Origin of the sequence: Streptomyces sp. NBC_00289, assembly GCF_041435115.1 — a bacterium.
GTDB lineage: Bacteria > Actinomycetota > Actinomycetes > Streptomycetales > Streptomycetaceae > Streptomyces.
The window spans coordinates 1,952,034-1,971,134 of record NZ_CP108046.1 but is presented as its reverse complement, the minus strand read 5'-3'; the positions used below and the strand labels follow the sequence as shown (position 1 = coordinate 1,971,134).

The following is a 19,101-nucleotide window of genomic DNA, read 5'->3' as shown; positions in this document are numbered from 1 at the left end:
TGGCTGATCCCTCGGGGTTCCTCGACGTCGATACGGTCCGTGACGGCCGGCCTGTGGTCCGGCACGGCAGGACCACAGCATAGGCGGGCGGGCCCGGGATTCCGGGGCCGCCGGTCAGCCCGCCCGCCCGGTCAGCCCGCCCGCACCGACCAGGTGCGCGCGGTGATCCATTCGGCGTGCGTGACGGCGGCCGTCCGCGCTCCGCCGGCCGCGTCCGACGGCAGGTGGACGGGGGCCTCGGCGGGCAGTGGCAGCACGCTGAGCCGCAGTCCGTCGGTGCGCGGCAGGTCGGCGGGGAGGCGGTCGACGCCGATGTCCCACGCGCGGCCCGCGAAGAACTGGTCGGCGACCAGGGTGTCCCCCAGGTGGGCCCGGCCCACGTCTCCCGTCCAGTGGACGCGCAGCAGGGTGCCCGCCGGCAGGTCGTCCGGCAGGTCGACGCGGTACTCGGCGGCCACGGTGTCGAAGTGCTTGTCCGCCGGCGTGCTCGCCCGGCCCAGCACGCCCGTCACGGTGTCGGGCGCGGGACCGGCGGGCCTGACGGGGGTGATCCGCGCGGCCGTTGGACCGCCCACGTCGTCGGTGGCTGCCGTGTACCGGGTGAACACCCCGTCCGCCGCCGCGCTCACCGTCGTACCGTCCACCAGCGGTGCCCGTCCGGGAGCGGGCAGCACCGCGAAGGACGGGCGTGCGCCTCCGCCGTGCAGCCGCACCTCGTCCGCCCGTTCGTCGAAGACGACGCCGTCCCGGCTCAGGATCAGCCGCTCGGCACCCCAGGCGACACCCCGGTAGGCGGTCCGTGCCGTGGCCGCGTCCAGGACCAGCAGGCCGACCCGTCCGCCGTCCACCGTCTCCACCTCGACCAGGGCGTCGGTCCCGGGGCGCAGCCCGGTCACCAGGACGCGGCCGTCGACGGGGGTGAGGTCACCGGTCGGCGCGCTGACCGACGTCACCGTCGCGGCGTCCAGGGCGAGTTCGGGGACGATGCCGTCGGCGGCGGCCAGCACCAGGACCGTACGTCCGTCGGCGTCGACCGTGCACACGGGCTGGGCGGTGGCCCACTCCAGCCGCAGCCCGGCGACGTCCAGCCGCAGCGGCCAGCAGAAGGAGGCGCCGGTGGGGACCGTGACGGGACTGCTCGGCAGCGTCAACGAACCGCCTGCGGCGGGCAGTTCGACCGTGAAGACCGTCTCCGGGTGGTCCGGCAGCGGCTCGTGCGGCTGGTGGTTGTTGACGAACAGGAAGCCCGAGGCGCCGTCACCGCGCACGGCCCATCGCAGGGTGTCCCGGTCGTCCTGCGCCGTCGGCCGCCGTTCGGGCAGCACGGACGCCATCGGCGCGATGAGATGGCCGAAGTCCGCCAGCAGCAGGTGCTGCAGGCGCAGTTCGTGGTACGAGGGCCGGTACTGGCCGTACTCGCCGAGCGGGGCCTGGAAGTCGTACGTCAGCAGCGGCAGGTCGTTGGGATAGCCCGTGGCGTGGGACTCCTGGAGCGTGGTCAGCTCGCCGGGCGGGTTCGTGCCGCCGTGGAACATGTAGTAGCCCTGCCAGACCGAGCCGCAGCCGATCTTCGTGAGCCCCAGCGCGCCGATGTCGTCGGCGTCGACACGCGGCCGCCGGTGGTAGGCCACCGCCATGCCGCCGCCCAGCTCGCAGGTGGCCCAGGGGAACCGGTCCGCGAACGCGTCCGGTGCGCCGCCGCGCACGGTGGCCGGCCGCAGGTCGGCGCCGATCCCCTCGTCGTCACGCTGGTGGGTGAAGAAGAAGTGCTTGCGGCAGGTGTCGGGCCAGCCGCCGTCCGCCTCGGTCCAGAACGCCTCCGGATAGCCGCCGTACAGCGGCAGCAGTTCGTCCGGCGGCAGTTGCACCCCGCCCCAGGCCGTCGACGTCCACAGGGGTGCGTCGAGTCCGGCCTCCTGCGCCATCCGCTTCAGGGTGAGCAGGTGGCCGGGCTGGTCGTAGAGCTCGTTCTCGATCTGGATCGCCACGATCGGGCCGCCGTGCGCCCGGTCGAGGCCGGCCAACTGCCCGGCGACCGTCGCGAACCAGTCGCGTACGGGTTCCAGGTAGGCGGGGTCGTCGGTGCGCGGTGTGCAGTCACGGGCCAGCAGCCAGTCGGGCAGGCCCCCGTTGCGCACCTCCGCGTGGGACCAGGGGCCGATGCGGGGGATGAAGTCCAGGCCGTGCCGGGCGCACAGCTCGGCGAAACGCCGCAGGTCACGGTCGCCGTCGAAGCGGACGCGGCCCTCGATCTCCTCGTGGTGGATCCAGATGAGGTAGCTGGCGACCGCGGTCACCCCGCCCGCCTTCATCTTCAGCAGTTCCTCCGACCACTGTGCCGCGGGGTGGCGGGAGTAGTGGAACTCGCCGGAGACCGGGAACCAGGGGCGGCCGCCGCGTACCAGCCACCGGCTGGTGACCTCGATGGGATCGGAGACCCCGGGAGCGTCGGTGAAGGGCAGGTGTCCGGTCAGCGGGGGTGCCGCGGCGGCGGGGACGCGCAGGTGGTGCGGGGGCGTCGGCATCAGACGTTCTCCGGTCCGAGGTCGGGGGTGTCGGTGAACAGCGCACGCGTGCCGGTCGTGGCGTGCAGCTCCAGCAGGACGAGGTCGTTGGCGCCGGGGCGCAGGACCGGGCCGGGCACGTAGAGCGTGTGCTGCGGCCCGCGATTCCAGTAGCGGCCGAGGTGGAAGCCGTTGACCCACGCCTGGCCCTTGGTCCAGCCGGGCAGCGACAGGAACGTGTCGGCGGGGGACTCGACCTCGAACGTCCCGCGATGGAAGGCGGGTTCGGCGTCCGTGGCGGCGGAGGAAGGAGCGAACGGTACGGCCGCCAGGTCGTCCAGGGGCACCGGACGGCACTCCCAGTCGCGCAGCGCGGCGCCCTGGAAGGACACCGGGCCGAGCAGCCCCTTGGGCGCCCCGGTGCGCGGTCCGTAGTTGACCCCGCCCAGGTTCTCCACGAGCACCTCCAGCACGGCACCCGCGCGCGGCACCCGGACGGGGAGGGTCTCGTCGTGGCGTTCCCGTTCCAGCACGCCGGCCGGGGCACCGTCCACGAACACCTGGGCGCGGTCGCCCACCCCGCCCGCGAAGTGCAGCAGGCCGTCCCCGGCGGCCGGCACGGTGGTCCGGTAGAGCAGGTGGCCGCTGTGCACGCCGAGTTCGGCCATCGTCGCCGGACCGTCGCCGCGCACGGCCCCCGGCAGGCCGCGGACATACGGCAGCAGTGGCGCCCGCCGGTCCAACTCCACTGTCGTGAGCGGGAGTTTGGTGCCCGGCATGGGGGCGGGCTCCTCGGGCACGGGCGCGTGGCGGGCGATGACCTCGCGGAAGGCGTGGTACTTGGGGCCGGGGTCGCCGCACTCGGTGAGTGCCGCGTCGTAGTCGTACGACGTGACCGTGGGGGAGTAGGCGTGGTGGTGGTTGGCGCCGTTGGTGAGGCCGAAGTTGGTGCCGCCGTGGAACATGTAGATGTTGACGGACGCGCCGGCCGACAGCAGCCGGTCGAGGTCCGCCGCCGCGTCACCCGCCTCCCGCGTGTGGTGGGGTCCGCCCCAGTGGTCGAACCAGCCGATCCAGAACTCGGAGCACATCAGCGGCCCCTCGGGCCGGTGCGCCCGCAGCGCGCCGAGATGCTCCTCGACCCGGCTGCCGAAGGTCGCGGTGGCGAGGACGCCGGGCAGGCTGCCGGCGGACAGATCCCGGGAGTTGGCCTGGTCGCAGGTGAACAGCAGCTCCTCGACGCCCCGCCCGCGCAGGGCCTGCTCGACGTGTTTGAGGTACGCGGTGTCGTCGCCGTACGCCCCGTACTCGTTCTCCAGCTGTACGGCGATCACCGGGCCGCCGGACGCGGCCCACTGCGGCCGCAGCGCGGGCAGCAGCAGATCGAGGTAGCCGTCGAAGGCCTCGGCGAAGCGGGGATCGCTGCTGCGCAACCGGATGCCGGGGACGGAGAGGAGCCAGGCGGGCAGCCCGCCGTCGTTCCACTCGGCGCAGATGAACGGCCCGGGGCGCAGCAGGACGTGCAGATCCTCCGCCTGTGCCAGCCGCAGGAAGCGGGGCAGGTCGAGGAAGCCGTCGAGCATGAGCGGGCCGTCGGGCGCCGGCTGGTGGAGGTTCCAGGGCACGTACGTCTCCACCGTGTTGAGCCCCATCAGCCGGGCCTTGCGCAGCCGGTCCGCCCATTGGTCGGGGTGGACGCGGAAGTAGTGCATGGCCCCGGAGATGATCCGGAACGGTTCGCCGTGCAGGAGGAATCCGTCGGACGTCGTCGTCAGAGCGGGCATGCGGGGCTTCCCTTCGGATGGCGGGAGGTGCTCGGCGGGTGGTGCGGGTGGTGCGGGTGGTGCGGGTGGTGAGGGGGTGCGGGTGATGCCGCAATGCCGCAATGCCGCAATGCCGCGGTGCGGGTGGTGCAGGTGGTGCGAGTGATGCCACGGTGCCGCGATGCCGCGGTGCGGGTGGCGTCAGCGGTGTCGTGGTGCCGTTGGTGCGGGTGATGTCAGAGGTGCGAGTGGTGCCGGCGGTGCGGGCGTCGAGTGGCTTGTGGGGCTTCACGGGTCTGATGGGCCGGGTTTCTCGGCTGGCATCGGGTGTCGCGCGCGGTCAGTGGTGGGGACCCCATGTCACAGCGGCCGGTGCGGCCGGGTGTTGCGGATCAGCCAGAGCGTGGCGGCCAGACACAGCGCGGAGACGCCGCACAGCAGCAGCGGGACCGCGCGGACCCCGGCGCCCTCGATCGCCCTGCCGAGCAGCGGTCCCGCGGCCACACCCCCGACCATGGACGCGGCGATCACCAGGGCTCCGGCCCGCCGGGCCCGCGGGGCGGCCCTGTTGAGCCACGGCAGGCCGGTGGGGAAGATCGGCGCGATGAACAGACCGACGCCCGCGTAGGCGTAGGGGGCCAGCTCGCGCACCGATGCCAGCAACAGGCAGACCGTCATGCCGGCGCAGGACACGGTGATGATGGCCTGCGCGGAGAAGCGCAGCGCGATCGGAGCGACCAGGAAGCGGCCCGCGGTCATCATCAGCCAGTAGACGGAGGTGGCCGTCGCGGCGACCCCGGAGCCGTATCCCACGGTCTCCAGATGGGTCGGCTCCCAGCCGCCGACGCCCGCCTCGATGCCCACGTGCAGGACGTAGAGGGCGACGAACACGGCGAGCACCGAGCCCAGACTGCGGCCGAGCACCTGCCCGCCCCCGGCAGCGGGCGCCGGGAGTTCCCCGGCCTGCGTGGGCGGCCGGTCGCGCACGCCTCGCAGACACAGCAGCAGGGGCAGGTTGGCGACCGCGAAGGCGAGGAACACCGCCGGGTAGTGCTCGGCACCGACCACGCCGATCAGCACCGGGCCGAGGATCGCGCCCACGCCGAAGTGCGCGTTCAGGATGTTCAGCATCGCCGCCGAACGGTCGCCGAAGCCGGTCGCGAACAGCTGGTTGAGGCCGTAGTCGATGCCGCCGAAGCCGAGCCCGGCCAGCAGCGCCGTCGCCAGCGCCGTGGGCCAGTTCGGCGCCAGCGCGAAGCCCGCCGCGCCGACGGCCATGAGCAGGTACGAGGCGCCGAGGATCCGCCGGTTGCCGATCCGGCCGTAGAGCCGGTCGAAGAGCAGCACTCCGGCCACCCCGCCGACGAAGTGGGCGCTCAGACCCAGCCCCGCGGCCGAGGGGGTCAGCCCGAACTCCTCGCGGAGGGCGGGGATCGCCGGACCGTACAGGGCCTGGAGCGCGCCGATGAGGACGAAGCCCACGCAGGACGCGAGTACGGCGGCCGGACTGAAGACGGAGACGGGGATGTGCGGGTCGGGCGGTGGAGCGGTTCGCCCGGAAGGCGCGACCGCTGCGGACGATGCGGATGACACAGGTCGGCCGCTGTCGACAGCCCGTCTTTCCGTTGCCACGCGGACACCCCTTCGCTCACTCCGACGCCAGCGATGTTACCGGTAACATCACGCCCGTCAAGAGGTCCGTGGCGATGCGGGGGCGGGGCCGGAGCGCGCCAGGATCCGCGGTGCGCGGCCGCCGCGACGGGCCGACGCGCGCGCAAGGGCCGGCATGCGGATTGGACTGTCAGTCCAATCATTGGATGTGTAGTCTGGAACTCCTGGTGGAGACCGGAGGGAGCCGTCCCGTGGTGGTCGAAGTGAACGCGGGCACGAGCGCGGAGGCGTGTGCGGACGCGGAGCGGGATGCGATCCTCGCCGCGCTGGCCCCCGCCGTCGCGGGTATCGCGGCGACGTTCGGCCCGGTGTGCGAGGTGGTCCTCCACGACTACCGGCGGCCGGAGAGTTCGGTGGTCGCCGTCGCCGGCACGGTGACCGGGCGGGCGGTGGGCGGGGCGATGAGCGAGATCGGCCTGCGCGTCCTCGCCCGCGGCGACGACGCGGCCGACGAGCTCAACTACCTGACCCGCACCGACTCGGGCAAGCTGGTCAAGTCGTCCACGATGGTGCTGCGGGACTCGACGGGCACCGTCTTCGGTGCGCTCTGCGTGAACCTCGACGTCACCGCGGTCACCGAGGCCCACACCCTGCTCGGCGCGCTGGCCGGCCTCACCCCCGGCCCCGCCGAGCCGCCGGTCACCACCTTCGGAAACGACATCGACTCCGTAGTCGACGCCATCCTCGACGCCCACCGGCTCCGGCAGAACCTCACCTGGGCGGCACTCGACCGCACACGGCGCCTCGACCTCTTCCGCAGCCTGGACGAGCACGGCGTGTTCGCCGTCCGCCGCGCGGTCGAACAGGTCGCCGCCCGGCTCGGCATCTCCCGCGCCTCCGCCTACAGCTACCTCGCACAGTCCCGCGCCACCGACCACCCGACACCCGACGGAGGACACGCGTGACGACCACGACCCCACCGGTCACCCTCGACGACGTCCGTGCGGCCGCGGCCCGCATCGAAGGCGTCGCACACCGCACTCCGGTGCTGCGCTCACGGACCCTCGACGCCCTCGTCGGCGCGGAGGTCCATCTCAAGTGCGAGAACTTCCAGCGCGTGGGAGCCTTCAAGTTCCGCGGCGCCTACCACGCGGCGGCGCGCCTGACGCCGGAGCAGCTCGCCCGGGGCATCGCCGCCTACTCCTCGGGGAACCACGCCCAGGCCGTCGCCCTCGCCGCCCGGGAACTCGGCACCACCGCGGTGATCGTCATGCCGGAGGACGCCCCGCGCTCCAAGCGGGAGGCCACCGCCGGTTACGGGGCCGAGATCGTGACGTACGACCGCTACACCGAGGACCGCGTCGCCGTCGCCGAGGCCCTGGCCGCCGAGCGGGGCCTCGCCCTCATCCCGCCCTACGAGCATCCGCACGTCATCGCGGGACAGGGCACCGCCGCGCTCGAACTCCTCGAAGAATCAGGGGAGTTGGATGCTCTGGTCGTACCGGTCGGCGGCGGTGGGCTGATCGCCGGCAGTGCCACGGCGGCCAAGGGACTGCACCCCGGGATCCGGGTGATCGGGGTCGAGCCGGAGGCCGGGGACGACACCAAGCGGTCCCTCGCGGCCGGGCGGCGCGTCAGCGTCCCGGTACCGCGCACCATCGCCGACGGACAGGCCCTCGACACGCCGGGGGAGCTGACCTTCTCCGTGAACCGGCGGCTCGTCGACGACATCGCGCTGGTGTCCGACGACGAGATCCGGGACGCGATGCGGTTCGCCTTCGAACGGCTGAAGATCGTCGTGGAGCCCAGTGGTGCCACCCCGCTCGCGGCCCTGCTGACCGGCCGGACGGGCCCCCTCCCGCGACGGATCGGCGCGATCCTCTCCGGTGGCAACATCGACGCCGAGCGCTTCGCCCTCCTCTGCGGAGGCGGAGGCGTAGGCGGAAGCACGGGGGACGGGGAGGGCGGAGGCGGAGGCAACGCCGGCTGACCCAGCCGCCCCTGCCACCGGCCACCGGCTCCCGCCCCACCCCTCCTTCCCCTCAACGCCACCCCTCTCCCGCCTCCCCTCTCCCTCACCCGAATGGCCGTCCCGGATGGACAGGCGGACGATGGAGGGGTGGGGCCCGGCCCCCGCCGGTGCCGCGTGGGGCGGCCGGGTGACGGAGACCGGCCCCGGCCGTGTCGGACACGGCCGGAAGGGAGAGCGGTCATGTTTGAGGTGAAGACGCTCGACAAGCCGGACGAGCGACGAGATTTCCCCCGGGGCCACCTCGAAGCGGTCCACATGAGCGGACTGGACTTCGCCGTGGCCACCTTCGAGCCCGGCTGGCGCTGGACGGAGTCCGTGGGCCCCATCGCGGGCACCGAGACCTGCGAGGTCCACCACAACGGCTATGTGGTCCAAGGGCGCATGCACATCCGCATGAACGACGGCGGAGAGGGCGAACTCGGCCCCGGCGACGTCTTCGTGGTCGCGCCCGGACACGACGCCTGGGTCGTCGGCGACGAGCAGTGCGTGGTGTACGACTTCGCGGGAGGCATGGCGCAGGAGTACGCGAAGGCGGGCAACGACTAGGCCCGACCAACCATCGGCTGCCGTATCCGACGATTCCGTCGGTTGCGGCAGTTCGCGCCCCCGCGCCCGGTGTTGGAGGCCGGGTCACACCGGCAGCAGGCGCGTGACGAGTTCGCCCAGCTGGCGTGCGTTGCGGCACTCGTGCATCTCGACCAGCTCGGCGTACTCGGGAGCGGCGGAGTCGCCGGTGCCCCACTGGGAGCGCTGCTCGGGGTTCAACCAGTAGACGCGGCGGGCCCGTTCCCCGATGTGGCGCAGGGCCGGAAGGTTCGGGTCGCTCATGTTCGTACGGGCGTCACCGAGCACGAACACGGTGGTGCGCGGGCCCACCGCCTCGTCGTAGCGCTCCGCGAACTCGCCCAGCGCGAGCCCGTAGTCGCTGCTGCCGTGCCAGCCCGTGAGCGTCGCCTCCGCCCGGATGCGCGCTCCCAGCCCCTCGGGGTCCGCCGCACCGTGTACGAGCAGCCGGGTCACCTCGTCGATCCGGTTGACGAAGGCGAACACGCGCACCTTGCTGAACTGGTCGTGCAGCGCCTGCACCAGCAGCATCGTGAAGTCGGAGAAACCCGACACGGAGCCCGAGACATCGCACAGCAGCACCAGTTCGGGGCGGACGGGGCGCCGCCTGCGCAGCACGGGCCGCATCGGCACGCCTCCCGTCGACAGGGAACCCCGGAGCGTCCGCCGCAGGTCGATGCTGCCGCGGGCGGCCCGGCGACGGCGGGCCGCGAGCCGGGTGGCGAGCTTGCGCGCCAGCGGCTGCACGGTCCGGCGCAACTCGGCCAGCTGGGCCTTGCCCGCGAACAGGAAGTCGACCCGGTCGGCGGTCGGTGCCACCGCCCGCCGGGCGATCTCCTCCCGGCCACGCCGTTCCGCGACCCGGCGCCGGGCCTCCGCGGCGACCATCGCGCGGAACGCCTCGATGCGCCGCCGGATCTCGTCGTCGAGCAGCCGGTCGGCGAACGCCCCTCCGCCGCTCCCCGCCCGGACGCCGTCACGCACGCGCGCCAGCAGTGTCTGTGGCCGCAGCCGGTCGAGTGTCTGGTACGACGACCAGCCGTCCGACCCCGGCGAGGAGCCGTATCCGCCGAAGCCGTCGACCGCCTCGACGGCCAGCCGGCCCAGCAGGGCGGGGTCGTTGGCCGCGAGCGCAGCCGCGAGCCGGTCCCGCAGGTCGTCGCGGTCTTGGGGCTCCCCTTCGCGTTCCGCCGCGGGGGCGCCGACGCGTTGCGGGAAGTAGAGGTCGAAGACCGGGTCGAAGACCTGCCGCTGGCCCGTTCCGTGCAGGAGCGTCGCCGCCAGCCCCTCGCGCAGCCGCTCGCGGTCGGCGAACCCGAGGGCCGCCACCGCCCGCGCCGCGTCCACGGTCTCGCCGGTGCCGATGCGGATGCCGTGCGAGCGGAGCGCGGCGGCGAAGCCGGTCAGCCGGGTGGTGATCTCGGAGGGCGCGGTCACAGGGCGTCCAGGTCGAGCTTCGCGGCCGCCTTGAGGATGTCCTCCTGGTGCTTGAGCAGGACGCCGAGACTGTCGCGTACGACGGTCTCGCCGAGCGTGTCGGCGCCGAGCGCGATCAGGGTCCGCGCCCAGTCGACGGTCTCGGCGACCGACGGCACCTTCCGCAGGTCCAGGGCGCGCAGCGCGCCGACCACCCGGACCACCGACTCGGCCAGCGCCGCGTCGAGGCCCGGCACCTTCAGCCGTACGATCCGGCGCTCCAGCTCCTCGTCGGGGAAGCCGATGTGGAGGAAGAGGCAGCGGCGGCGCAGGGCCTCGGACAGCTCGCGGCTCGCGTTGGAGGTTAGGACGACGAAGGGGCGGCGGGTCGCGGTGATCGTGCCCAGTTCGGGGACCGTGACCTGGAAGTCGCTGAGTACTTCCAGGAGCAGGCCCTCGACCTCGACGTCCGCCTTGTCGGTCTCGTCGATGAGCAGCACCTTGGGCTCGTCCCCGCGAATGGCGGTGAGCAGTGGGCGGGGAAGCAGGAACTCCTCGCTGAAGATGTCGGTGCGTGCCTCGTCCCAGGTCTCGTCGCGGCCCGCGCTGATGCGCAGGAGCTGCTTGGCGTGGTTCCACTCGTACAGCGCCCGCGACTCGTCGACGCCCTCGTAGCACTGGAGGCGGACCAGTCGGGCTCCCGCGACCTCGGCGACGGCCTTGGCCAGCTCCGTCTTGCCGACCCCGGCGGGGCCCTCCACCAGGAGCGGCTTGCCGAGGCGGTCGGCGAGGAAGACGGTGGTGGCGACGGCGGGCGAGGCGAGGTAGCCGGTCTCGGCGAGCCGGGCGGAGACGTCGTCGACGGATGTGAACAGCAACGGGGGCCTCCAGCTCGGCGCGGACGGGGTCCGACCCATGGCGACGTCACCTGCTGCGACGTCACGCACTTCGATGTCACGTGCTTTGTTGTCGCCTACCGCGACGTCACTATCTAAGCGCTTGTTCAGCGCCCCTGTCACGGGTTCCCTTGCCGGGAGTGTGGTGCTCGGGAGGAGCTGTGACAGGGCTGTGACCGGAGGTGTGGCCTCCGTCACAGCCGTGCGGGGACGGGCTTGATCGACTCGGGGGATGCGCAGAACCACTGTTCGTCGGGCGCCCGCGCCCGCTCTCGCCCTCGTGGGCGTTCTCGGCCTGGCCGGCTGCGGCAGGGTGGACACCGCGCTCGCCCGGCTCGGCTACGGCGACAGGGAGGTCGAGCGGCTCGCCCCCCACGGCGAGGGCGTCCGGTTCACGCTCGGCCTCGGCGGTGTGTGCGTCGAGGGCACGCTGCTGCCCGGCCACGACAGCGCGATCGAGGCCCACGGCCCCTACCTCGAGGGCGGCTGCGTCGAGCCCGCCTACGGTCACTGATGGCGACCCGGCTGCGGGACGCGGCCCTGTGCGTCGTGGCGGGCATCGCCGCCACCTCCCTCATCTGGACCGTGGGAGACCTGACGTACGACGACCCGTCCGCCCGGAACACCGGCGAGGGCGCGTCACGGGAGTCGCCGGGGCCGGGGCCGGGGCCGGAGCCGTCCGAGGCCTGCTCGACCGGCATCCGCGTCACCGCCGGCCCGGTGGACGCCGCGATGGGCCTGCGCGCCATGGACGTCACGCTGCTGAACTGCGGCACGGACACCTACCGCGTCAAGGGCTACCCCGGGCTCCGCCTGCTCGACGACGACCAACAGACCGTCACCGGGGTGTCGATGATCCACGGAAGCGGTGGCATCACCGGACTGCCGGGATTCGACGACCCCCCGCGGGCCGTGTCGCTGCGCCCCGGCGAGACCGCGACAGCCGGGCTGGTGTGGCGCAACACCGTCACCGATGTGGGGGGCCCGGTCGACGTGCCGTATCTGACTGTGGAGGCGAGGCCCGGCGCTCTTCCGCTCCTCGTGACACCGGACGGCGGCCTCGATCTCGGCACCACGGGCAGGCTCGGTGTCAGCGCATGGCGGGCCACCGCTCCCGACGCCTCATGAGGAGTTCCGTGAAGACCGAGGACACGTCCGTCGCGGGCGGCCCGCCGCCGGGACTGCTCCGGCGCCTCCTGCGCAGGTCCTGGCGCCATCGGCAGGCGGACGGCGCGCTCACCGCGGTGTTCGTCATCGCCGACCTCCTCCTCGTCGGGGCGATCCTGCTCCTGGGCACCGAGGGCGTCTTCACCGAGGACTGGCTGGGTTACCCCGGGATGATGGACCCGAACGGCGCCACCTACCAGCCGGGTTGCGTGCGGTTCCTCTGGAGGGTCGAGGCCGTCACCGTCGGAATGGCGGTGGCCTGGCGTCTCTGGACCGCCGCCGCCACCCAGCTCGTCCTGCTCACCGCCGGGGCGGCCTTCATCGGATCCCTCTCCACCTACTGGAATCCCTGAGTGACAACCGTGGCGACGAGGTGGGCGCGCAAGGGCTGCCGATCGTGGCAGCATCGGCACCGACGCGCCCCGCGGAAGCGGCCCACCCCTCGTGTGCGGCACGCCGGGAACGCGTGCCGGGCCCGGGCGGTGGTCGGTTCCGCCGCGCAGCGGTACGCCCCTGCGGCCGCCCGCCGCCGCTCCGGAATGCGTTCACGAGGGCGGCCGCAGGGCGTCGGGCCCCGGACTTCGCGGACGGCGTCGCCTCCTGCCGGCTCCCGTCCGGCCGCTACGAGGTGCCCTCCGTGCCCGCCGGACTCTCGACCAGCACCACTTCCAGGGTGCGCGGGCCGTGCACTCCCTCGACGCGGTCCAGTTCGATGTCGCTGGTCGCCGACGGACCGGAGATCCAGGTCAACGGGCGGGCGGGGTCGAGGCGTTCGAGGGCCTGCGGGACGGAGGAGACGACCTGGTCCGGGACCCGCACGACACAGATGTGGTGGTCCGGGATCAGGGTGATGCGGCGGCGTCCCTGGTCGGGGCCGCCGTCCAGCACGATCGTGCCGGTCTCGGCGATCGCCACCGCGCAGGCGGTGACCACGCTGTCGAGGCGGTCCAGTTCGTGCGGGGTGCTCTCGGCGCGGTCGGGGACCTGCTCGGCGTCGGCCGACGTGAGCCAGCCGGGATCGAGGCCCGGCGGGACGATCACCGTCCGCGCGCCGCGCGCGGCCAGCATGCCGGCGAGCGTGGCCGGCAGGTCGGCGGCCGTGCAGCGGTGCACGATCGCGCGGTAGTCGGCGAGGTTCTCGGCGAGCAGGTCCACGGTCTGCCCGACGCTCCGGTCGCCGTGCTCGCGCGCGTAGCCGCGCTCGACGGCCTGCTCGTACGGTGTGTCGTCGGCCGGTACGTCCGCGAGTGCACGCCGCACCCGGCCCAGAATCCGTTCCCTGCTGCTCACTTCGCGCCGTCCTTTCCGCCGTTGGTGCGTTGCCACCAGTCGCGGAACGGCTCGGCGGGCACCGGCGGCAGGTCCCGGGTGGCGCTCCAGGCCCGGCCGGGCCCGGGCAGCGAGCGGGGGTGCAGCCGGCGGGTGCGGGAGGCGAGCCGCTGGCCGGTGCGCAGGGCGCCGGGGTGACTGAACGCCCAGCGCGCCGCCCGCATGGCCGCCCGCTCGGCGGCGTGTCCCTTCGCCGGCCGCAACACCACCTTGTTGCCCTCCCGGGTGACCTGGCCGCCCTCGACGACCCGCTCCCGCAGATGCACCAGCACCTCGGGGATGTCGATGGCGACCGGGCACACCTCGTAGCAGGCCCCGCACAGCGAGGAGGCGTACGGGAGTGAGGCGTCGATCTCGCTCTGGGTGCCCCGGAGTTGGGGACTCAGGATGGCGCCGATCGGCCCCGGGTAGACGGAGCCGTAGGCGTGGCCGCCCGCCCGCTCGTACACCGGGCAGACGTTGAGGCACGCCGAGCATCGGATGCAGCGCAGGGCCTGGCGGCCGACCTCGTCGGCGAGGGTGTCGGTGCGGCCGTTGTCGAGGAGGACCAGGTGGAAGGCCCGGGGACCGTCCTCGTCGGTGGTGCCGGTCCAGGTGGAGGTGTACGGGTTCATGCGCTCGGCGGTCGAGGAGCGGGGGAGGGTCTGCAGGAAGACCTCCAGGTCCTGCCAGGTCGGCAGGATCTTCTCGATGCCGACGACCGAGATCAGCGTCTCGGGCAGGGTCAGGCACATCCGACCGTTGCCCTCGGACTCGACGACGACCAGCGTGCCGGTCTCGGCGATCACGAAGTTGGCGCCGGAGACGCCGACCTTGGCGCGCAGGAACTTCTCCCGCAGGTGCAGGCGGGCGGCCTCGGCGAGTTCGGCGGGCGTGTCGGTGAGGCCCTCCGGTGCCGGGCGGCCCCACTCGCTCATCTCGCGCGCGAAGATGTCACGGATCTCGCCGCGGTTGCGGTGGATGGCCGGGACCAGGATGTGCGAGGGCCGGTCCTTGCCCAACTGGACGATCAGCTCGGCGAGATCGGTCTCGTAGGCGCGGATGCCCTCCGCCTCGAGGGCTTCGTTGAGCCCGATCTCCTGCGTGGCCATGGACTTGACCTTCACGACCTCGGTCTCACCGGTGGCCTTGACCAGGTCGGTCACGATCCGGTTGGCCTCGTCGGCGTCGGCGGCCCAGTGGACGGTGCCGCCCGCCGCGGTGACCGCCTCCTCCACCTGCACGAGATACCGGTCGAGATGCCGGAGCGTGTGGTCCTTGATCTGTTTCCCGGCCTCCCGCAGGGCGGCCCAGTCGGACACCTCCGCCACGGCCTTGGCCCGCTTGCCGCGGATCGTGTGGGTGGCGTGGCGCAGATTGCCGCGCAGGGTCTGGTTGTTGACGGCTTCGTGCGCGGCCTTGGGGAAGGCCGGCATGCCGACGAAGGTTCCGCTCATGCCGTCGGCTCCTCCTCCGTGCTCGCCAGGATCTCCGCGATGTGCACCGGCCGCATCCCCGTGCGGAGCCGTGTCATGGTGCCGCCGATGTGCATGAGGCACGAGTTGTCGGCCGCGCACAGCACCTCGGCGCCCGTCGACTCGGCGTTGCGCACCTTGTCCGCGCCCATCGCCGCCGAGACGTCGGCGTTCTTCAGCGCGAACGTGCCGCCGAAGCCGCAGCACTCGTCGGCGCCGGGCAGCTCGGCCAGCTCCAGTCCCTTCACGGCCCGGAGCAGCCGCAGCGGACGCTCGCCGAGGCCGAGGCCGCGCAGCCCGTGGCAGGTCGGGTGGTAGGTCACCTTGTGCGGGTAGTAGGCGCCGACGTCCGTCACCCCGAGCACGTCCACCAGGAACTCCGTCAGCTCGTACGTCTTGGGGACCACGGGTGCCAGGGTGGCCGCGAGGGTGTCCCCGCGCCCCTCCGCCCGGGCCCGCTCACCCATCCGCGGATACAGCTCGCGGACCATCGCCCCGCACGAGCCGGACGGCGTCACGATCGCCTCGTACTCCCCGAAGACATCGGAGAAATGCCGGGCGAGCGGCTCCGCCTCGTGCCGGTAGCCGGTGTTGTAGTGCGCCTGCCCGCAGCAGGTCTGGGCCATCGGAAAATCGACCTCGACGCCCAGCCTGGTCAGCAGTTTCACCACGGCGCGCCCGGTATCCGGATACAGCGTGTCGTTGACGCAGGTCAGGAACAGGGCGACACGCATCGCGGCTCCTTGTGGTCGGTCATCGGATGAGTGACAGCGTAGTCGGGGGAGGGGGCCTGGAGTGAGGTCCGGGGCAGACCTCGTCACGCCGGGTCTAGCCGGGCCTGCGCGGCGCGCCACCGTGCCGTGTCACCGCGGGGCTCGTACCGGGTCAACGGCTGGGTCCGGACGAGCAGTTCGCGCATGTCCGCACGGTCGCCGACCAGCCCGTGGGCGCGGGACTGTACGAGGACGTTGCCCAGGGCCGCCGCCTCCGTCGGGCCCGCCACCACCGGCAGCCCGCAGGCGTCGGCGGTCAGCTGGCACAGCAGCGCGTTGCGGGTACCCCCGCCGACCACGTGCACGACGTCGACCGGATGGCCGGCGAGCCGCTGCGCGTCCTCGACCGCCCTGCGGTGGGCGAGGGCCAGGGAGTCGAGGATGCAGCGCGTGACCTCGGCGGGGGACCGTGGCACCGGCTGCCCCGAGGCCCGGCATGCCCCGGCGATCCGCTCCGGCATCCGGCCCGGCGCGAGGAACGCCGCGTCGCCCGCGTCCACCACCGACCGCAGCGCCGGCACCTTGGCCGCGTCGAGCAGCAGCCCGCCGAGGTCGGGGTCACCCCAGGTACGCAGGCACTCCTGGAGCAGCCACAGGCCCATGATGTTGCGCAGATACCGGACGGTGCCGTCCAGCCCCAGTTCGTTGGTGAAGTTCGCGGCCCGGCTCTCCTCGGTGAGCACGGGCGCGTCCAGCTCCAGACCGGCCAGGGACCAGGTGCCGGTGCAGATGTACGCGAACCGCTCGCCCGTCGCCGGGACGGCCGCCACCGCGGACGCCGTGTCGTGCGAGCCGACCGCCGTCACCGGCACCGGCCCGTCGAGCCCGGTCTCCTCCAGCACCTCGGGCCGCAGCGCGCCCGCCCGGTCGCCGGGCCGGCGCAGCGGCGCGAACAGGCCGAGGTCGATGCCGAGCCGGGCCGCGGTGTCGTAGGACCAGTCGCGGGTGCGGGGGTCGATGAGCTGGGTGGTGGAGGCGTTGGTCAGCTCGGTGCCCTGCTCGCCGGTGAGCCAGTAGGCCAGCAGGTCCGGGATGAGCAACAGGCGTTCGGCGTGCTCCAGTTGGGCGGAGCCGCGGGCCGAGGTCAGCTGGTACAGCGTGTTGAAGGGGGCGTACTGGAGTCCGGTCGCCGCGTAGAGCTCGTCGGCCGGCACGGTCGCCCAGACCTTCTCCGCGACGCCGTCCGTGCGGGCGTCGCGGTAGTGCACGGGGTTGCCGAGCAGACTCCCGTCGGCGTCGAGCAGGCCGTAGTCGACCGCCCAGCTGTCGATGCCGACGGAGTCCAGTCGTCCACCGCGGAGGGCACCCGCCGCCCGCAGTCCGTCCAGGACGCCCGCGTACAGCGCGAGGACGTCCCAGCGCAGCCCTTCGGGCACCCGGACCGGCCGGTTGGGGAAGCGGTGCGCCTCGGTCAGCTCCAGCGCGTCGGCGCCGACCCGGCCGACCATGACGCGTCCGCTGGACGCGCCGAGGTCGACCGCGGCGTACGACCGCACACCCGGGTTCGGGGCAGTGCTCATCGCAGGAAGGCGGCCGCGACGCCGGCGTCGACCGGGACGTGCAGCCCGGTGGTGTGCGTCAGCTCTCCGCCGGTCAGCGCGAAGACGGCGTTCGCGACGTGCTCGGGCAGCACCTCCCGCTTGAGGATGGTGCGCTGGGCGTAGAACTCGCCGAGCTTGTCCTCCGCCACGCCGTACACCGCGGCCCGCTGCGCGCCCCAGCCGCCCGCGAAGATGCCGGAGCCGCGTACGACACCGTCCGGGTTGACCCCGTTGACGCGGATGCTGTGCTCGCCGAGTTCGGCGGCCAGCAACCGCACCTGGTGGGCCTGGTCGGCCTTGGTGGCGGAGTAGGCGATGTTGTTGGGGCCGGCGAACACGGCGTTCTTCGACGCGATGTAGACGATGTCGCCGCCCAGCTTCTGGGCGACCATCACCCGGGCCGCCTCGCGCGAGACGAGGAAGGAGCCGCGGGCCATGATGTCGTGCTGGAGGTCCCAGTCCCTCGCGGAGGTCTCCAGCAGCGGCTTGGAGATGGAGATGCCGGCGTTGTTGACCACCAGGTCCACCCCGCCGAAGGCGAGCGCCGCCGTCCTGAACGCCTCGGCGATCTGTTCCTCGGACGTCACGTCGACGATCGCGGCGACGGCCTTGTCGGGCCCGCCCAGCTCCTCGGCGACCTGCTCAGCGTTCCCGGCGTCGAGGTCGGCGACGACGACGCACGCGCCCTCGGCGACCAGCCGGTGCGCGATCGCCTTGCCGATCCCGCTGCCGGCGCCCGTCACCAGCGCCACCCGGGTGGCCAGCGCCTTGGGCTTCGGCATCCGCTGGAGCTTGGCCTCCTCCAGGGCCCAGTACTCGATGCGGAACTTCTCCGACTCCTCGATCGGCGCGTACGCGGAGACCGCCTCGGCCCCGCGCATCACGTTGATCGCGTTGACGTAGAACTCGCCGGCCACCCGCGCGGTCTGCTTGTCCTTGCCGAAGCTGAACATGCCCACACCCGGGACGAGGACGATCGCCGGGTCGGCGCCGCGCATCGCGGGGGAGTCGGGCGTGGCGTGTCGCCGGTAGTAGGCGGCGTACTCCTCGCGGTACGCGGCGTGCAGCTCCTCCAGCCGGCCGACGGCCTCCTCCAGGGGAGCGGTCGGCGGCACGTCGAGAACCAGCGGCCGTACCTTCGTCCGGAGGAAGTGGTCGGGGCAGGAGGTGCCGAGCGCGGCGAGCCGGGGGTGCCCCTCGCGGGCCAGGAAGTCGAGGACCACGTCGGAGTCGGTGAAGTGCCCGACCTGGGCCCGGTCGAGGGAGGCGATGCCGCGGACGTACGGCGCGAGGGCGGCCGCCCGCCCCCGCCGCTCGGCCTCGGGCAGCGCCTCGTAGCCCTCGATCACCGGCCCGAAGGGCTCCGGCCTGCCCCTGTCGGCGAGGAAGGCCTCAGCCGTGCGGATGATGTGCAGCGAGTTGCGCTCGCACTCCTCGGACGTGTCACCCCACGCCGTGATGCCGTGCCCGCCGAGGACACAGCCGACGGCCTGCGGGTTGGCCTCCTTGACGGCGGCGATGTCCAGCCCGAGCTGGAAGCCGGGCCGACGCCACGGCACCCACACCACGGTGTCGCCGAAACACTCGGCGGTCAGCTTCTCCCCGTCGGCCGCGCAGGCGAGCGCGATCCCGGAGTCGGGGTGCAGATGGTCGACGTGGGCGGCGTCCACGAGCCCGTGCATGGCCGTGTCGATGGACGGGGCCGCGCCGCCCTTGCCGTGCAGGCAGTAGTCGAAGGCGGCGACCATCTCGTCCTCGCGGTCGAGGCCCGGATAGACGCCGGCGAGCGCCCGCAGCCGGTCCAGCCGCAGGGCGGCGAGTCCCGCCTCGGTCAGCGTGCCCAGGTCGCCACCGGAGCCCTTGACCCACATCAGCTCGACGTCACCACCGGTGACGGGGTCGGTGTCGGTGCCCTTCGCGGAGGTGTTGCCGCCGGCGTAGTTGGTGTTGCGGGGGTCGGAGCCCAGCCGATGGGAGCGGGCCAGCAGAGCGGCGGCTTCGGGGTGCGGTGCCATGACGTGTCTTTCCTAACTTCTCGAACACGGGTGAGG

At 73.1% G+C, this 19,101-nt stretch carries 16 protein-coding genes; 6 read left to right on the top strand and 10 right to left on the bottom strand.

Features of this window, described 5'->3' with window-relative positions; genetic code table 11:
- Nucleotides 1–131: 131 nt before the first annotated feature.
- From OG985_RS09380 to OG985_RS09370, 3 genes are all read right to left on the bottom strand, one after another.
- Entirely contained in the window at nucleotides 132–2,525 is a 2,394-nt protein-coding gene (locus tag OG985_RS09380) for a beta-galactosidase (RefSeq protein ID WP_371667801.1), read from the bottom strand.
- Nucleotides 2,525–4,288, bottom strand: coding sequence for a beta-galactosidase (locus OG985_RS09375; protein ID WP_371667800.1), 1,764 nt, complete (start codon nucleotides 4,286–4,288; stop codon nucleotides 2,525–2,527). Before OG985_RS09375 ends, OG985_RS09380 begins: the two co-directional genes overlap by 1 nt.
- Nucleotides 4,289–4,627: 339 nt before the next feature.
- Nucleotides 4,628–5,794, bottom strand: a complete 1,167-nt coding sequence (locus OG985_RS09370) for a sugar MFS transporter (protein ID WP_371674315.1) — start codon at nucleotides 5,792–5,794, stop codon at nucleotides 4,628–4,630.
- Between the two features lie 335 nt (nucleotides 5,795–6,129).
- On the opposite strand from OG985_RS09370, the gene OG985_RS09365 reads away from it, so the two are divergent.
- The 3 genes from OG985_RS09365 (at nucleotide 6,130) to OG985_RS09355 (ending at nucleotide 8,456) form a co-directional block, all read left to right on the top strand.
- Nucleotides 6,130–6,843, top strand: a complete 714-nt coding sequence (locus OG985_RS09365; RefSeq protein WP_371667799.1) for a transcriptional regulator — start codon at nucleotides 6,130–6,132, stop codon at nucleotides 6,841–6,843.
- Nucleotides 6,840–7,868: a pyridoxal-phosphate dependent enzyme gene (locus tag OG985_RS09360; protein ID WP_371667798.1), complete on the top strand. Its 1,029-nt coding sequence runs from the start codon at nucleotides 6,840–6,842 to the stop codon at nucleotides 7,866–7,868. Before OG985_RS09365 ends, OG985_RS09360 begins: the two co-directional genes overlap by 4 nt.
- 222 nt (nucleotides 7,869–8,090) lie before the next feature.
- On the top strand, nucleotides 8,091–8,456 hold the full coding sequence (locus OG985_RS09355; RefSeq protein ID WP_371667797.1) for a cupin domain-containing protein: 366 nt from the start codon (nucleotides 8,091–8,093) through the stop codon (nucleotides 8,454–8,456).
- 84 nt (nucleotides 8,457–8,540) lie between these two features.
- Here the strand turns inward: OG985_RS09355 and OG985_RS09350 are convergent, their stop codons facing one another.
- Together OG985_RS09350 and OG985_RS09345 are read right to left on the bottom strand one after the other, a co-directional pair.
- A complete protein-coding gene (locus tag OG985_RS09350) occupies nucleotides 8,541–9,911 on the bottom strand; it encodes a VWA domain-containing protein (RefSeq protein ID WP_371667796.1) in 1,371 nt (456 codons plus the stop codon).
- The gene (locus tag OG985_RS09345; protein ID WP_371674314.1) at nucleotides 9,908–10,765 is read right to left on the bottom strand and encodes an AAA family ATPase; all 858 of its coding nucleotides are present in this window, start codon (nucleotides 10,763–10,765) and stop codon (nucleotides 9,908–9,910) included. The genes OG985_RS09350 and OG985_RS09345 overlap by 4 nt, the downstream gene beginning before the upstream one ends.
- A 253-nt stretch (nucleotides 10,766–11,018) precedes the next feature.
- Between OG985_RS09345 and OG985_RS09340 the strand changes: the two genes are divergently transcribed.
- The 3 genes from OG985_RS09340 to OG985_RS09330 are packed head-to-tail and all read left to right on the top strand — an operon-like array spanning nucleotide 11,019 to nucleotide 12,306.
- Nucleotides 11,019–11,300, top strand: a complete 282-nt coding sequence (locus tag OG985_RS09340; RefSeq protein ID WP_371667795.1) for a hypothetical protein — start codon at nucleotides 11,019–11,021, stop codon at nucleotides 11,298–11,300.
- On the top strand, nucleotides 11,300–11,914 hold the full coding sequence (locus OG985_RS09335) for a DUF4232 domain-containing protein (RefSeq protein WP_371667794.1): 615 nt from the start codon (nucleotides 11,300–11,302) through the stop codon (nucleotides 11,912–11,914). The genes OG985_RS09340 and OG985_RS09335 overlap by 1 nt, the downstream gene beginning before the upstream one ends.
- Nucleotides 11,915–11,922: 8 nt before the next feature.
- Nucleotides 11,923–12,306 carry a hypothetical protein gene (locus OG985_RS09330; RefSeq protein ID WP_371667793.1) on the top strand — a complete coding sequence of 128 codons (384 nt, stop codon included), beginning with the start codon at nucleotides 11,923–11,925 and terminating at the stop codon, nucleotides 12,304–12,306.
- 268 nt (nucleotides 12,307–12,574) lie between these two features.
- Here OG985_RS09330 and OG985_RS09325 read toward each other — a convergent pair whose 3' ends face one another.
- The 5 genes from OG985_RS09325 to OG985_RS09305 form a co-directional block, all read right to left on the bottom strand.
- Complete coding sequence (locus OG985_RS09325; RefSeq protein WP_371667792.1) at nucleotides 12,575–13,243, bottom strand: lactate utilization protein C; 669 nt, start codon at nucleotides 13,241–13,243, stop codon at nucleotides 12,575–12,577.
- Entirely contained in the window at nucleotides 13,240–14,718 is a 1,479-nt protein-coding gene (locus tag OG985_RS09320) for a LutB/LldF family L-lactate oxidation iron-sulfur protein (RefSeq protein ID WP_371667791.1), read from the bottom strand. The genes OG985_RS09325 and OG985_RS09320 overlap by 4 nt, the downstream gene beginning before the upstream one ends.
- The gene (locus tag OG985_RS09315) at nucleotides 14,715–15,470 is read right to left on the bottom strand and encodes a (Fe-S)-binding protein (protein ID WP_371667790.1); all 756 of its coding nucleotides are present in this window, start codon (nucleotides 15,468–15,470) and stop codon (nucleotides 14,715–14,717) included. Before OG985_RS09315 ends, OG985_RS09320 begins: the two co-directional genes overlap by 4 nt.
- A gap of 83 nt (nucleotides 15,471–15,553) precedes the next feature.
- Nucleotides 15,554–17,029, bottom strand: a complete 1,476-nt coding sequence (locus tag OG985_RS09310; protein ID WP_371667789.1) for a rhamnulokinase family protein — start codon at nucleotides 17,027–17,029, stop codon at nucleotides 15,554–15,556.
- Nucleotides 17,026–19,065: a bifunctional aldolase/short-chain dehydrogenase gene (locus OG985_RS09305; protein ID WP_371667788.1), complete on the bottom strand. Its 2,040-nt coding sequence runs from the start codon at nucleotides 19,063–19,065 to the stop codon at nucleotides 17,026–17,028. The genes OG985_RS09310 and OG985_RS09305 overlap by 4 nt, the downstream gene beginning before the upstream one ends.
- Nucleotides 19,066–19,101 lie beyond the last annotated feature (36 nt).

What these genes read in the sequence shown, in the direction of transcription:
- OG985_RS09320 (WP_371667791.1), bottom strand. Translation starts at nt 14,718, where the DNA reads ATGAGCGGAACCTTCGTCGGCATGCCGGCCTTCCCCAAGGCCGCGCAC.
- OG985_RS09305 (WP_371667788.1), bottom strand. Translation starts at nt 19,065, where the DNA reads ATGGCACCGCACCCCGAAGCCGCCGCTCTGCTGGCCCGCTCCCATCGG.
- OG985_RS09335 (WP_371667794.1), top strand. Translation starts at nt 11,300, where the DNA reads ATGGCGACCCGGCTGCGGGACGCGGCCCTGTGCGTCGTGGCGGGCATC.
- OG985_RS09310 (WP_371667789.1), bottom strand. Translation starts at nt 17,029, where the DNA reads ATGAGCACTGCCCCGAACCCGGGTGTGCGGTCGTACGCCGCGGTCGAC.
- OG985_RS09315 (WP_371667790.1), bottom strand. Translation starts at nt 15,470, where the DNA reads ATGCGTGTCGCCCTGTTCCTGACCTGCGTCAACGACACGCTGTATCCG.
- OG985_RS09375 (WP_371667800.1), bottom strand. Translation starts at nt 4,288, where the DNA reads ATGCCCGCTCTGACGACGACGTCCGACGGATTCCTCCTGCACGGCGAA.
- OG985_RS09340 (WP_371667795.1), top strand. Translation starts at nt 11,019, where the DNA reads ATGCGCAGAACCACTGTTCGTCGGGCGCCCGCGCCCGCTCTCGCCCTC.
- OG985_RS09380 (WP_371667801.1), bottom strand. Translation starts at nt 2,525, where the DNA reads ATGCCGACGCCCCCGCACCACCTGCGCGTCCCCGCCGCCGCGGCACCC.
- OG985_RS09355 (WP_371667797.1), top strand. Translation starts at nt 8,091, where the DNA reads ATGTTTGAGGTGAAGACGCTCGACAAGCCGGACGAGCGACGAGATTTC.